Raw genomic sequence first — 14,745 nt, 5'->3', positions numbered from 1 at the left:
GGCCTCATGCCCGACTGCACGCCGTCGCCGCTCTCCTAGCCGGGACCGGGGCCGCCGCGTCGACGGCCGGGTCACGTGGGCGGCATCCTAGCCAGCACGGCCGGGGCAAGCAAGCCCCACTCTGCTAGATATTGTGGTTGACATCACCGACCCCCTCAAACTCTTGAGTCTTTGGTGTTCAACCCGTCGCCGGGGATCCTGTTCCCGCCCGCCAAGCAATTTTTTCGGGAGGCGGCGGCAGGGCCGCGGCACGGCTGCGAGGCACGTCAAGGCACTCGAATGGCCGCCAATGCCGGGCCAAGCGGCGGCGTTCCCGATTAGAGCGCAAAACGCGCCGGTCCGCCAGAGCTTCCTTGCGGAGAAAATCAACATCTTGTTGCCTACGCCCCGTTGCACCCACCACCGATTCTCCGCGGGGCGACTCGGGCGGAATTGGCGGACTCCAAGGAGCGACTCGAAAAACCCGGTCCTCCCGCCTCCCGAGTCGCCGCCGGCCCGGCCGCGGATGGCGGGGGAAGATGGGCAGGAAAGACGGTTGGGGAAGATGGCCGGGACGGGAGCGGAAACCGCGGACCCGCAACTTTTTCCTGTGCCCACGGTTGGGAAGCGGTGGATTCAAGGGAGGGGAAACGCCCATGGAGACGCCGATGCACAAGATGTGGCCCACAATGCCCGCGCTGACGCTGCTGGTCGGCATCGCGGCCCCGCCGGAGTCGGCGGCCCGAACCATCCTCGTTGACAGCCCGACTCCGGTGGTCGGCGCCGCGGTGGAGCGCAAGACCGGTCCCAGCGTCGACCAGTTGATGAACCGCAGCGTCGTCGGTGCCGATGGGACGAGGATCGGGACCGTCACCGACGTGATCCTCAACGACAGGGGCGAAGCCCGGTACATCGTCATCCATTCCGGCGGCCTGTTCGGCTTCGGCGGCAAGGACATCGCGGCCGATCTGACCCTGGCCGACCTCCGCGCCGGCAGCGAAGCGATCCAGCTCCGCGACGTGACCGCGGCCAGCGTCCGCGACATGCCGGAGTTCCGTTACGACGACAGCATCACCTCGCTGACCCGCAGCCCGGAGTCGCGGCGGTAACAACCGGATGGACCAACGAGAAAGGCCGCGCCCCAACCGGGACGCGGCCTTTCTCCTACCCTACCGGGAGATCGCGAGCCCCCTCCACCCTCGGCGGACCGGAGGTCCGTCCGATGCCGCGGGGGAGGATGGCGTCAGGCGATCACTCGTCGTTCTGCTGCTTGCGCTTCAGAGCGGCGCCCAGGATGTCGCCCAGCGAGGCGCCCGAGTCGGACGAACCGAACTCGGCCATCGCCTGCTTCTCTTCCTCCATCTCGCGGGCCTTGATGGACAGCGAGATGCGGCGGGACGCGCGGTCGATCTGGGTGACCTTGGCATCGACCTTCTCGCCGACGGCAAAACGGTCGGGGCGCTGTTCGGAACGGTCGCGGGACAGGTCCGACTTGCGGATGAAGCCGGTGTAGCCCTCGCCGACGGTCACTTCGATGCCGCCGTCCGTCACCTGCGTCACGGTGCAGGTCACGACCTCGTTCTTCTTCAGGCCGGCGGTGGCCGACTCGAAGGGATCGCTGGCCAGCTGCTTGATGCCGAGGCTGATGCGCTCCTTCTCGACGTCAACGTCGAGAACCTTGACCTTGACGCGGTCGCCCTTCTTGAACTCGGCGATCGCCTCTTCACCCGACTTGTTCCAGTCGAGATCGGACATGTGGACCATGCCGTCGATGTCGCCCGGCAGGCCGACGAACAGACCGAACTCGGTGATGTTCTTGACTTCGCCTTCCAGCTCGGTACCCGGACCGAACTTGTCGGTGAAGGTCTCCCACGGGTTGTCCAGGCACTGCTTCAGGCCGAGGCTGATGCGGCGCTTCTGCGGATCGACGTCCAGGACCATGACCTCGACTTCCTGCGAAGTCGACACGATCTTGCCCGGATGGACGTTCTTCTTGGTCCAGGACATTTCCGAGACGTGGACCAGGCCCTCGATCCCCGGCTCCAGCTCCACGAAGGCGCCGTAGTCGGTGATGTTGGTGACGCGGCCCTTGAACTTGGCGCTGACCGGGTACTTGGCCTCGACGCCTTCCCACGGATCGGCTTCCAGCTGCTTCATGCCGAGGCTGATGCGCTGGGTCTCCGGGTTGAAGCGGATGACCTGGACCGTGACGGTCTGGCCGATCTGCAGGGCTTCCGACGGATGGTTGATGCGGCGCCACGCGATGTCGGTGACGTGCAGCAGGCCATCGACGCCGCCCAGGTCGACGAACGCACCGTAGTCGGTGATGTTCTTGACGACGCCCTGGAGGATCTGGCCTTCCTTGAGGTTGGCCACCAGCTCCGAGCGGGCCTCCGCACGGCTCTCTTCGAGCACGGCGCGGCGCGACACGACGATGTTGCCGCGCGAGCGGTCCATCTTCAGGATCTGGAAGGGCTGCGGGGTGCCCAGCAGCGGGGAGATGTCGCGGACCGGACGGATGTCGACCTGGCTGCCCGGCAGGAAGGCCACGGCGCCCGACAGGTCGACCGTGAAGCCGCCCTTGACGCGGCCGAAGATGACGCCGGTGACGCGGGTCTGGTCGTTGAACGACTTCTCCAGCAGGGCCCAGGCTTCTTCGCGCTTCGCCTTCTCACGGCTCAGCATCGCCTCGCCGTTCTTGTCTTCCATCCGCTCGAGGTAGACCTCGACGGTGTCGCCCGCCTTCAGCTCGGGCGGCTGGCCGGCAACGGCGAATTCCTTCAGCGCGACGCGGCCTTCCGACTTCAGACCGACGTCGATGGTGACCATGTCGTTCTCTACGGCGACGACGCGTCCCTTGACGACCGTGCCTTCGAGCGACTCGGCCGCGCCCAGCGACTCTTCCAACAGAGACGCGAAGCTTTCCTTTTCGACCGTGCGGGCCAGTGACTGTGCCATTGAAACTCCTAAAGGTGGCGCGAAAGCGGCCCCGTTCCGGTCCCTCCCGCGGCAAAACGGGTGGGACCTCGACCGAACCGCCGCGCCGGGCACCACGCCCGGCGACTTGGTTGATGGTTTTCCGTGGAGGGCGTCCGACCCGCCCGCGCCGCTCCCGACCGCCGCAACCGCGGCATCACGCCGCCGGCTTCAGACCGGTCTTCGAGCCGATGTGAGCGACCGCCATCGAGAACACCTGATCGGCATCGAGAGCGGAAGTATCAAGCACAAAAGCGTCGACAGCCGGACGGAGCGGGGCTACCGCTCTCTGGCTGTCACGCGCATCACGAGCCTTCATGTCCTCCAGGACATCGGAGGATATAGCCGGAATCCCCCGCCGCTGCAACTCCCTGAGTCGGCGTTCGGCCCGGACCTCCACCGAAGCGGTAACGAACAGCTTGGCCTGGGCGTCGGGGCAGACCACCGTGCCGATGTCGCGCCCGTCCAGCACGGCCCCCGGCGCCCCGCCCGGCGGATGGCTGGCAAAGCGCCGCTGGAAGTCGAGCAGCGCCGCCCGCACCTCCGGCACCGCCGCCACCTTGCTGGCCGCCTGCGCCGCCTCGTCGGTGCGCAGCGCCACCTCCTGCAGGATGGGATGCTCCGGGTGCAGCTCATAGGCCGCGCGGGCCGCCGCCGCGTTGTCGGCGGGATCGCCGCCGGCGCGCAGGACCGAGACGCCGACCGCACGGTACAGCACGCCGGTATCGAGATGGGCGAAGCCGAAGGCGTCGGCGATGCGCTGCGACAAGGTGCCCTTGCCGCTGGCGGCCGGGCCGTCGATGGCGACGACGATCGACACGACCGGTTCGTCCTGGCCCGGCTCGTTCTGGCCCGGCTCGTTCTGGTTGGAGAGCGGCTGCGTCATCGCCTCACGCCTCCACGATCGCGGCGCCCAGCCCGTTCATCAGCCCGACGAAACCGGGGAAGCTGGTTTCGATGAAGGCGCCGTCGTCGACCGACACCGGCTCCTCCGTCGCCATGCCCAGCACCAGGAAGCTCATGGCGATGCGGTGGTCCATGGCGGTGGCGACGGTGGCGCCGCCCTTCGGCGGCTTGCCGGTGCCGTGCACGGTCAGGCTGTCGTCGGCGCCGACCTCGACCGACACGCCGCAGCGGGTCAGCCCTTCCGCCACCATGGCAAGGCGGTCGCTTTCCTTCACCCGCAGTTCCTTCAGGCCCAGCATCACCGTGTCGCCCTCGGCGCAGGCGGCGGCGGCGGCCAGGACGGGGTACTCGTCGATCATGCTGGGCGCGCGGTCGGCCGGCACCACCACGCCCTTCAGGCGGCTGTGCCTCACCCGCAGGTCGGCCACCGGCTCGCCCGCCTGGTCGCGGCGGTTCTCGAAGGCGATGTCGGCGCCCATCTCGACCAGCGTGTCGTAGAGGCCGGTGCGGCGCGGGTTCATGCCGACGTCGTTCAGGACCAGTTCCGAGCCCGGACGCAGCAGGGCGGCGACCGCCGGGAAGGCGGCGCTGCTGGGATCGGCCGGCACATGGATGGTCCGGCCGGTCAGCTCGGGCTGGCCGGTGACGGTGACGGCGAGCGCGCCGTCCTCCAGCCGCTCGGTCGTCACGGTGGCGCCGAAATGGCGCAGCATCAGCTCGGTGTGGTCGCGCGTCGGCTCGGTCTCGATCACCGTGGTGGCGCCGGCGGTGTTCAGCCCGGCCAGGATGATCGCCGACTTCACCTGGGCCGAGGCGACCGGCAGGCGGTAGGTGACCGGGACCAGCTGGTCGCTTCCGACCACGGTCAGCGGCAGCCGCCCGCCGGACCGGCCGACGAAGCGGGCGCCCATCTCCTCCAGCGGCTTGGTGACGCGGGCCATCGGCCGCTTGTTCAGCGAGGCGTCGCCGGTGAAGACGCAGGTGATCGGATGGGCGGCGACCAGCCCCATCAGCAGGCGGGCAGCGGTGCCGCTGTTGCCCATGTCCAGCACCTGGGCAGGCTCCTGCAATGCGCCCAGCCCGACGCCGCGCACGCGCCAGACGCCGGCCTCATCGCGCTCAGCCCACGCGCCCAGCAGGCGCATGGCGGCGGCGGTGTGCAGGACGTCCTCGCCCTCCAGCAGGCCATGGATCGCCGTCTCGCCCACGGCGATGGCGCCCAGCATCAGCGACCGGTGCGAGATCGACTTGTCGCCGGGCACCCGGATGGCACCCCGGATCGCGCCGGTGACGGTGGAGCGCAGCGGCCTTGCATGGGTCAGGGGGGCCTGCGACATGGGACGGGTCCTTCGGATCGGAACGTGAAGCGGTTGTGGCCGCGTTCCTATCACAGCCCCAGCCCCGATGCGAGGGGGCCGGGCGGCAGGACCGGGCAAGGAGCCCTTGCAGAGGATCGGGGCGTGGCCCGCCCCGCACATGAAAAGAGGCCGCACGACAGCGGCCCCGAGTTCAAGGAGGAAACCAAATGGAGGCCCAAATGGAGGCAGTGCACGATGTGCAGGTCCGTTGTAGCGAACTATGGTTAACGCACTGTAAAGGCAACCCCTGTCCGGGCGGGATACCTCTTTCCCGCGGCCCCTGCGGCGCTGCGGGCGTCCGGCCGCCTCATCTTTTTTTTGACAAGCGCCTCGGGGCGTGGCAAAGGGCGCCTCTTGAGAACCCCCTGATTTTTGTGACGGAGGACGTGGCGTGGCCAAACCCGAATGGGGCGTCAAGCGCATCTGCCCGAGCTGTGGCGCTCGTTACTATGACATGCGCAAGGACCCGCCGGTCTGCCCGAGCTGTGGCGCGCAGTTCGACCCCGAGGCTCTGCTGAAGTCCCGCAAGGCCCGCCCGGCCCCGGTCGACGACACCAAGAAGGTGGTGGCGGTCGCCGAGGATGAGGAGGAGGTCGAGGCCGAGGCCGAGACGCCGGAGCTGGAGGATGTCGAGGACGGCATGTCCGTCGAGGACATCGAGGAGGCCGACGACGCCACCGAGGACGAGGACGATGTCCTGATCGAGGACACCTCCGAGCTTGGCGAGGACGACATGGACGAGGTCGTCGTCGAGGGCGAGGACGAGGAGGAGCGGTAACACCGCCCTTCCCGGGCGGAGCGGGGGAGCGGCGGCGGAGCCGATGGGAAAAAGCGGAAAAGGGTGAATTTTCCGCTTGCATCACTCCACCGCCTGACTATTATCCCGCTCCACCAAGGCCGGACGGAAACGACTGGCCCCCAGGGACAAAGGGGCCATAGCTCAGCTGGGAGAGCGCTACAATGGCATTGTAGAGGTCAGCGGTTCGATCCCGCTTGGCTCCACCAATAAAAAGCAGGCAACCTCAACGGGTTGCCGGCTTTTTTATTGCTCTGATCAATTCTGTTTCCAGACAACTTTCGCAAGCGCTCCCGAGGGATGGGACGGCGTCCGACCGGATCGATGCGGCGCCGTCCGCACATCACGGCCGGCCCCACTCTCCCGCTTTCTCGACCCAGGCGCCGGCGAGGCGTAACGCCATCGGTGTCTGGATCACATCGCGGACGAAGCCGCCGAGCGGCTAGGCATCGAGGATGACCGGCCGGATTCGGCCGCCTGTACTGGTCGGAGTGCACCCGCCCAACCGCCTTGAAGCCAGAAAATTACGGCAACAAGCCAGGATCATGCAGCTTCCGCAACTCCTTCGGGCAATACCCGCCTCGGCATGTGGAACCCGATGTCGTTTCGAGCACGAAGCCGCACAGGCCGAAATACAGCCCCTGCCTTAACGGGATGATTTTTCTTCGTCAGACCGCAAAAGCCGCACTGCAGGGAAATTCCCATCTCACGGTTGATGTTGATGGATGTTGAAAAATTTAATATCGAATTCGGACGCAAAAACCCATCTCCGGATCGTCCATGGCCACCTCCTCTTCGCTCGCTGATGTTGACATCCTGGAGGTGGCCAAAAAGCTCGGCATTCAGGCGGAGAAGCGACGGCAAGGCAATCGCGTTCTGGCCTTGTGCCCATTCCATCAGGAGAACACGCCCTCCTTCACCCTGTTTCCGAAGGACGGCCGTTATCATTGTTTTGGATGTCAAGCCAACGGCGGCATTCTGGACCTGATTGTTGCGAAGGGACAGGCCACCGATTATCCGGGTGCGTTCGATTGGCTGCGCGATCACCATTTTTCGGTTCCGGATCGGACGCATAGTAGCGCCAGAAAACGATCGCTCACCGACTCCGATGCCATCCAGAGCCTGCTGGCCGCAGCCAGGGCCAAAGCCGATCCGACACTGCTGCGAAGCTTCGCCGAAAGCCGCCGTTTCGACCCGGAGGCTCTCACGAAGGCCGGCCTTCTGGCGGTCGATCTCGACGGTGTCGTGCGCGGTACGGATCCCAACGCCGAGGAAACCCGCCGCCTTACCCAGCTTGGCCTCATTCGCCGGACCGACCAGACCTTTCTCGGCCGCGACACCGGCGGGGTGACCTACGCACCTTTCGTGTCCGGTCCGCGCATCGTCATCCCGATCCGGAACATGGACGGGCTGCATGTGGGAGCGATGGCACGCGCTGTCCGGGAAGGACAGGAGCCGAAATACAAGTTTCCAGCCGGATTCGAACGTGGAAAACATCTGTTCGGCGCATACGAAGCGGCTATGGCGCTACGCGGCGGTCGTTCGGACGGATCTCCGTTCTTCGACCTGTATCTGGTGGAAGGCGTGTTCGACGCCTTGCGGCTGGTCGGCGTCGGCCAGCAGGCGGTGGCAAGTTTCGGTTCCTCCATCACCCAGACCCAGGTGAAGATCGTCGAATCGCTGTCGGCAATCGCACAGGGCGTGGATCGCACGCTTCGCCTGCATCTGTTCTTCGACATGGACCCGGCGGGGCGGGAAGGCACCGCCCGCGCCCTGGCCCGGCTTTTGGGAAGCGCGGCCGAAGCCGGCTATCTCGTCGATGTCGTGAGACCGGCAGCGGACCCCGCCACCGGCAAGGATGACCCGGACAGCTGGATTCGCAAGCGGCAGATCGACGGGAATCCGGTCGATTTCGCCGCGATCACCCATCCAGCGCTTCACGCCCTGATCGTCAATTACCTGGACGACAAGGTGGCCATCGAGAATGTCGAGAGCTATTGGAACGGCCTGAGCTGGCCCGAGAAATTCTCGATCGGGCAGCGGATCGGGCGGCGGCTCAGGAACATCGACTATGACGCGATCAAGGCGCGCGTCCGGCCTGACCTGACCAGCTTGGCCTCCGCGTCAGCCACGGCCGGTCAGCCGGCCACCGTCTTGGCCCTCGAATTCGAATCGGTGATCGGCGAACCGAAGGAGAAGCCCTCGAAGCAAGCGGCAGGGGTGGAGATGGCGGCGCAAGGATCGCTCCTCCCCCTCCGGCCCCTGTCCACACGCCTGTTGGACGCCGTTGAACTTGCCTATGAAGCGTCCAGCAGCCGCGAGTATCCCGTCGACGTGGGATCCTGGGAACGGATTCGCAAGACGGCGCTGATCTTCATCCCGCTCCTGGAAGCGCGGCTGAAGCAGGCCGATGCGCCGATCCGCCCCTACACGGCCCATTACGTTCCGAGAGCGACCGGCAAGCCGCGCCTGAAATGCGGTCCCTGCCCCGAGGACGCCATCCTCCAGCAGCATGTCCTGGCGGAGTTGCTGCGCTTCGACGGCGACCGGAAGCGGATGGAGGCGGTGCCCGCCGTCCGCTGGTGGCCCAGCAGCAGGAAGACCATCACGACGGGGCGCGGAGACCGCGACCCGGAGACGGTGAGCTTCGGCTACCAGATCGACATGTCGGCGCTGGAGGGACGGCCGGACCGGCGAAACGGACGGCGGGACATGTTCCGGCCGTTCATCGATTGCTGGAATTCCTATATCGCCTATGTCGGCGGCCGGCTGTCCCGGATGCGGGGCCCGGTTCATGTCGCCCGGCTCGATGTCCGGCGCTTCTACGACGAGATCCCGCGGCGTCTCATCCGGCGCAAGCTCGACCAGATGCTCGGCAAACTGCTGGACGACCAGCAAAACGAGCAGGATCAGCCGCAACTCTGCCCTGAACTCGTCGGAGAGGGCAAACATGAGGAAAAGTTGACCCGGATCCGCGATTGGATCCTGACACACAGTTTCGGCGACGAACAGGAGGGCTACAGCTACATCGATCCGCTCGCCGGCTCGGTTCGGACCTGGGGTCATCGTGGGCGCGGCCTGCCCCAGGGGCCGCCGCTGTCGGCCTATCTGGCCACCATCGCCTTGTTCGACCTCGACCGGCGCATGGTCAAGGAGGTGGCGCATCTCGACCGGCAGGCGCGGATCGCCGAGGGGCTGGGCGAGACCGACCGTACGCGTCATGGCGCAACCTATGCCAGGTACGTAGACGATCTCATCCTGATCGCGTCCTCGGAAGCCGATCTTCGGCATCTGATGAACTGCGTCGAGGAGGAGGTCGAAAAGGCAGGGCTGCGGATCAATGACAAGACCGAAGTGATGGTTCCCAAAACCATCGCGGAGGCACGGGAATGGCTGGTCGAACGGCGCGCCGACGGGTTCAGCTATGGCGGCGGCGCGGTCGAGGAAATGCCGGCACCCGTTCACGAAGCGGTGTCGAGTTGGGCCGACATTCCCGGTCTCGACCGCCGTCATTTGTTGGCGGTGGTGCTGGATCAGTCCCTGGACGATCCCGGTGAGTACAGCTTCGACGCCGTCTTGGAGCGTTTGCGGCTCGCCGCCGACGCCGGGGAGGAATTGCGCGAGAGCGACCACGGCTTCTTTGCTCGCCGGATTCTCATGCGCTGCGCCCACGAGGTGTGGGGGACGGAAAACGGCGCCTCCCGCGACACGGCTCTTTCTGTCGTCGCCGAAAAGATGGTGGATGCGTGGCGGTCGCTGAATTTCCGCCGCCTGCCTTTTGAACCCGATCTCGGCGACGGGCCAGAGGAGCAGAAGGCGCACCGCGCCCTGGTCAACAGCGGCGCCCTGCTGGCTCTGTTCGATGGGGTGGAGCGCGTTCTGGTCAGTCGGCCGGAGATGAATCCGGCCTATAGCGATCAGGTGAAGAAAGAACTTGCGCAGGCCTGCGAGGGCTTCATGCAGGCGGTGCGGCATGGTCTGCTGTCGCACATTCGGGAAGCCCTGTTCCAGTCTGCCGATGGAAACCTTCCGGTTCTGGGCGCCCAACTTGCGCAATATCAGATCATTCTGGAAGAACGGGCGGAAAGCGCTTGGCGACGCGCCAATTTCCGGAGCGGTTTTGAAAAGGAGCTTCGCGTTAAGAGAGCCGATTCCCCGGTTCCCTCGAATCCGCCCCAAGAAGCCTTCTGGCGCCTGTCGGCCAGTTGGACACGTCATTTCAAAGTTTCGGATCCGCCGGACGCTTTGGAAAGCTGTCGTGTCAGCATGCAAAACGTCCTCGGATCTTCCGCTGCGAATTGGCAGCGCGAGGTTCCGTTCGCGGCGATCCATGTCGGCATCTGTCTGCTCGAAGCCCAAGGCCTGGCTTTGATTGGTGCCGGGAGCCATAACGCCAGCCCAGGCAAGGGCGATGTTATGGCAGACCTGCTGCTGCCGCCCAATCTCCCGGAGGACCCGACAGCCGGGGGAATCCTCGCGATTCTGCAAACGTGGTTTGGAGAAAAGAAGCCGCAGGACGAAGTCATTCATCAGAAAGCAGCCTATGCGCTGTGCATCCTTCTCAAAGGTTGCGATGGGTTGTCGTCAATCTTGGCCGCGCGCAAGCATCTGGCGCCAGCCATCTGCGGTGAAACGGGGGCCGATCTGCTTCCGCCGCCGCCGATTTCCAGCGATGCCGGCTTTTTGTTTTTCAAAGACAATGAGCTGATCTGGGTCCGACTTGCGGAGGACCGTCAATCCTCCGAGACGGATAGCCTGAAGATCGGTCCGCCAGCGGATTTCATTTGGACGAAGCGCGACAGCCATCAAGATTCCTTATTCGTCCGGTACTGCGCCCCGATCGAAGGCGGATTCGAGTTCCTGCTCCCCCCGAAGGGCGGCTCCTCCGGTTTCCCGCCGTCGCGAACCGCGCAACTCGTCGATGCGCTGGTCAGTCGCGCCAGCGGCGACCACCAACGACAGTCATCGCTTGCCTCGCTGATCACCGCCTACGCGATTCTGTACCGCGTCCCCAAGGAGAAGGCTGAGCCCGCCATCGAGATCAAGCTCGCCGCCTACAGCGCTCCCGCGGGCAACGCGCAGGGACAAGCCTTTCGCCGGGAAGGCGCGGCGCTGGTCGGGCAGCGCACACCGCTGTCCTCCGGCGATTGGCTCTGGCGGGCCGGTGTCGCCGTTTCCGACGCTCTCAGTCCGATCCGGTTCACCGCCGGCTCCGCGACAGACGACGAGGAAAGCTACGCACTGCCTCACCAGGATCGGGAGCGCCTGGAGCAGATTCTGCGGCGGAAGCTGTTCGCCCGGCTCCAGGGCAATCATCTGCCGCCCACCGTTTCCTCGACCGACCTCGATGACGGGATCGTGCCGCGCCACATCCGGCGCTCGCTGGATGCGCTCATCGCGGCGTCCGACACGGGAGGCGATGCCGGACTGCCCCGCATCGTGCAGCATTTCCTCGAAGGCCGCGCGATGGTGATCCGCAAACGCCGGATGCCGCCGGTTCTGGAAAGCGTTCCCGGCGGGGCCGCAGGCACGCTCGCCCGTATCGGCCATGAAACCATCAAGGAAAGGGACGAGTTCTTCCAGGCAGCGCCCTCCGACGCGGTCGCGACCTTCGGACGCGCGACCGCCGCCTATGTCCGGGTCGCCGATGCATTGGAACAGTTGGCCGAACAGGCCGAAGCCGATGTCCGGCCCGGCCTGGACACCGCCGCCGTCGGCGCCGGACTTTGGGCCGTTTCGATCGCGTGGCGCGAATTCTCTCTCGCGCTTCTCGCCCGGAAAACCAACGACGAACGGCAATCGCTGCTCGACCTGCGCCCAGTGCTGACCGATTGGGGGCTGGGGGAATCGGTCTATCTGGTGGATCCCCGGTTCGGGCTTGCCGATGCGGACAGCGCCTCCTTCGCCGTCGCCAGCCAGCTCGACGAACTCGCGGGCACCTTGTCGAGAGCGCTGGCTGCCAAGCGGATGAACGATGCCCGCGTCATGCTGGACGCCATCACGCTGCTGGGTTGGGTGGTCGTCGCCGGCATGGCGTTGGCCGTGGTCCCGATGCAGGAGGCCGAAGGGCATCGACGCCCGGCGATCTCCAGCCCGCTCGGGGCCGATGCCGGGACCGTTGCGGCCATTCTGATGGAGTTGGCCAACAGTCTGGCGACGCTGCCGTCATCCGCTCCGCCCGCCGAGGCCGCGGAATGGCCGTGGGACATTTTCCGGACCGTGGCGGAAAAGACCCCGCAGCGACAGGCGGAGGATGTGCTGACGCGCGTGGCCCGGCTCGCCGGCATCGAATGGCATCACCCGAAGCCGCGCAGCAAGGCGTTGACCGACCTGGACTCTCAGGAGGGGCAGTTCAAATACGACCAACCCGAGACCGACTATGCGCCCGGTCATTGGCAACTGGTCTTTTCGATGTTGAGCGGAACACTCAAGGACAAGCAGGAACAGATTTTGGGGCCGGGCAACGTCCGGCTTCAGGTTTTGACCGAGGTCCGCGAGTCTGGATCCGCAAGCCCTCTGGTCATCAGCGTTGCGGGTGAGGCCCTGATTCAGCGCAGCGGCCTTCCCCAACCCTCGACGACGGCTCAACCACCCTCTCCGCCAATCCCCAAACCGGCGGACGCACCGCAGGAACCGCCGCCCGAGAGGGAGGAGGCCGCACCCGATACGGCAATCGCCTCTGCGGAGGAGGAGCGGGAGGATTCGCCCGCCGATGTCACGGAGGAACAGCCCCAGGCAGCGGCAGGCGCGCCGCCATCTCCCCCGGCAAACGCTGACGACGCCCCCGGGAAGAAGCAGGAGCCGGACAGCATCTCCGTCGATGACGTGCTCAGGGCATGGGAAAAATTCCAAGGCAATGAGTGGGATCGGAGAAAGCTGAATCCGACAAAAGCGCTCGACAGCAGCTATTTCCGATTCGCCTTTCTCCAGACCGATTTCGCCGAGGGTTACGAAGACCCGACGGATCACGCGGCGCCGTTGTCGGTCGATAAGTCGCTGTGGACAGACAGTCCGGACGGGATGATTCCCGCTTTGCGCCTGCATTGGCCCGAGACATTGACGTTTGCTAGCCCCGACAGGGAGAAGCCCGCCGGCGATAAGTACGAAAACCACAGCCGGGTGAAATACTGTCCCGACGAATGGCGGCGGCGGCGCGTCCTGATGAAGGTTATCGAGACCTGCGTGTCCTTCGGGGTGAACGCACTACTGCTGCCCGAATATTCCATGCGGGCGGAAACTGTGCTGTGGCTCGCCGCCTATGTCAAAGAACAGGGGAGCGACTTGTCGATCTGGGCCGGTACGTTCCGGGTGCCCAGCAATATTGACGTTCTGGTTGATCAACGGAAAGCCACCGGCCGTTTCGTTTCACCGTCGGCGGAAATCGCAGAGGACGGCCAGGGCACCGGCGAAGGACGTTGGCAATCACTCGAAGCGGTGCTGCCCGTCATCGTGCAGAAGGAAGGTTTGCCGGAAAGCAAAGGCACTGCCGATGAGGGTGGCCAATTCCAGATTCGGATGCGTAGGAAAAAGTACCCGGCGATGGCGTATGGTGAAATATTTCGTCCGAAAGATCCCATGTCGGAGCACGGGCCGATTCTTGCCGGAACCCATTTTCTTACTCGGGCAGAGTCCTACATTACCGAGCTGATCTGTTCTGAAATCTTTGCCTTCAATGGAGCGAGCAGCTTGCGCAGCATAGCGCATTCGGTGGAGCGATTGCACAATTCCGTTGGAGGATATAACGTAAAAGACGATGAAATACTAAACGGAATCCACAGGAACAATGACGTTTTTGCACAACATACATCTTTCAATTCACCTCGGGGTTTTTGGCCAAGACGGACAGTAATTTTCCTTCCCTGCATCACAACGCGCGCGAAGGATTACCACATATTCGGCACGAATCTTCACCTTGCGGCATCCTCGAACATCGTCTTCTGCAACTCCAGCCTGACGGGTCTTGGCAATGGCGGAAGCTGTGTGATCGGTTTCCGGTCATGGGACGAAAAGCCGAACAAGAGCAAGGTGGGCCCCTATCATGGCGTTCTGCCCGGACTCTACGTCCCCAGCGATGGGGACGGGATCAAGCCGCTCGGCCCGCAGGAACGCGCTTTGGTGATCGTCGACATCGACCCGCTCCATTCCGCCCTGCCAAGCCCGAGGCCGCAAGCTATCCCTGAGCCGGTGCGCTTGGTAGCGCACCTGCCGGTCCTGGAAATCTCGCGCCACGGCCTTGGCAAGTGGAAGAGCCAGCACGAGAACTGGGAGAAGCTGACTCGTTACATCGGCTCACTGAAAAGCGACACCGGGACCGATCCAAGCCCGGAGTGCACGCTCGTGACGAATCCGGCGTCCTTCATGGAGAAGGAGAAGGCAACCCTCAAATCCACCAACCAGCTGCGCCACAATGAACACAGGATTTATGGCGCTGCCGTCATCAAGGTTCTAAAGAAACTGGAATCCATTCTCCCGGAATCTCCCGCTTTGAAATCCCGGAGGAAGGAGTTCGAGAAATATCACGGCGGGATGCCGGAGGCCTGGGCTGCACCGGCTCTAACCGATTGGTTGTTGGTCGATCTCAAGGCCGAGGAGTTCACGAAGCGCATCGATCAACTCAAGTCTCGAACGGAAATCGACAATGGAGACGATCGTCGGGGTAAGGACGAAGGCTTGCCTTTGATCTGGTTGACTCCGCCCAGGCCGCCCAAAACCGCGAGCGAAAAAAAGTAA

6 protein-coding genes and 1 tRNA gene are annotated in these 14,745 nt (G+C 64.7%); 4 read left to right on the top strand and 3 right to left on the bottom strand.

All coding sequences use genetic code 11. The features are described 5' to 3' along the window. The first annotated feature begins 647 nt into the window (after positions 1-647). Positions 648-1,088 carry a PRC-barrel domain-containing protein gene (locus ABMY26_RS15700; protein ID WP_372398175.1) on the top strand — a complete coding sequence of 147 codons (441 nt, stop codon included), beginning with the start codon at positions 648-650 and terminating at the stop codon, positions 1,086-1,088. A 142-nt stretch (positions 1,089-1,230) separates the two neighbouring features. Here the strand turns inward: ABMY26_RS15700 and rpsA are convergent, their stop codons facing one another. The 3 genes from rpsA to aroA form a co-directional block, all read right to left on the bottom strand. Beyond that, positions 1,231-2,937 (bottom strand): 30S ribosomal protein S1, encoded by a 1,707-nt coding sequence (rpsA, locus tag ABMY26_RS15695; protein ID WP_045581666.1) that lies wholly within the window; start codon positions 2,935-2,937, stop codon positions 1,231-1,233. A 175-nt stretch (positions 2,938-3,112) separates the two neighbouring features. Further along, on the bottom strand, positions 3,113-3,769 hold the full coding sequence (gene cmk, locus ABMY26_RS15690) for a (d)CMP kinase (RefSeq protein WP_045582574.1): 657 nt from the start codon (positions 3,767-3,769) through the stop codon (positions 3,113-3,115). 76 nt (positions 3,770-3,845) lie between these two features. After that, positions 3,846-5,198: a 3-phosphoshikimate 1-carboxyvinyltransferase gene (gene aroA, locus ABMY26_RS15685; RefSeq protein WP_372398174.1), complete on the bottom strand. Its 1,353-nt coding sequence runs from the start codon at positions 5,196-5,198 to the stop codon at positions 3,846-3,848. A 412-nt stretch (positions 5,199-5,610) separates the two neighbouring features. On the opposite strand from aroA, the gene ABMY26_RS15680 reads away from it, so the two are divergent. From ABMY26_RS15680 to ABMY26_RS15670, 3 genes are all read left to right on the top strand, one after another. Then, positions 5,611-5,997: a TIGR02300 family protein gene (locus ABMY26_RS15680; RefSeq protein WP_372398173.1), complete on the top strand. Its 387-nt coding sequence runs from the start codon at positions 5,611-5,613 to the stop codon at positions 5,995-5,997. Positions 5,998-6,148: 151 nt separating this feature from the next. Further along, positions 6,149-6,224, top strand: a tRNA-Ala gene (locus ABMY26_RS15675). 571 nt (positions 6,225-6,795) lie between these two features. Beyond that, positions 6,796-14,745: a CHC2 zinc finger domain-containing protein gene (locus tag ABMY26_RS15670; protein ID WP_372398172.1), complete on the top strand. Its 7,950-nt coding sequence runs from the start codon at positions 6,796-6,798 to the stop codon at positions 14,743-14,745.

The organism is Azospirillum sp. HJ39, assembly GCF_041507355.1.
Classification (GTDB): Bacteria; Pseudomonadota; Alphaproteobacteria; order Azospirillales; family Azospirillaceae; genus Azospirillum; species Azospirillum thiophilum.
This window is presented reverse-complemented; position numbering and strand designations above follow the sequence as displayed.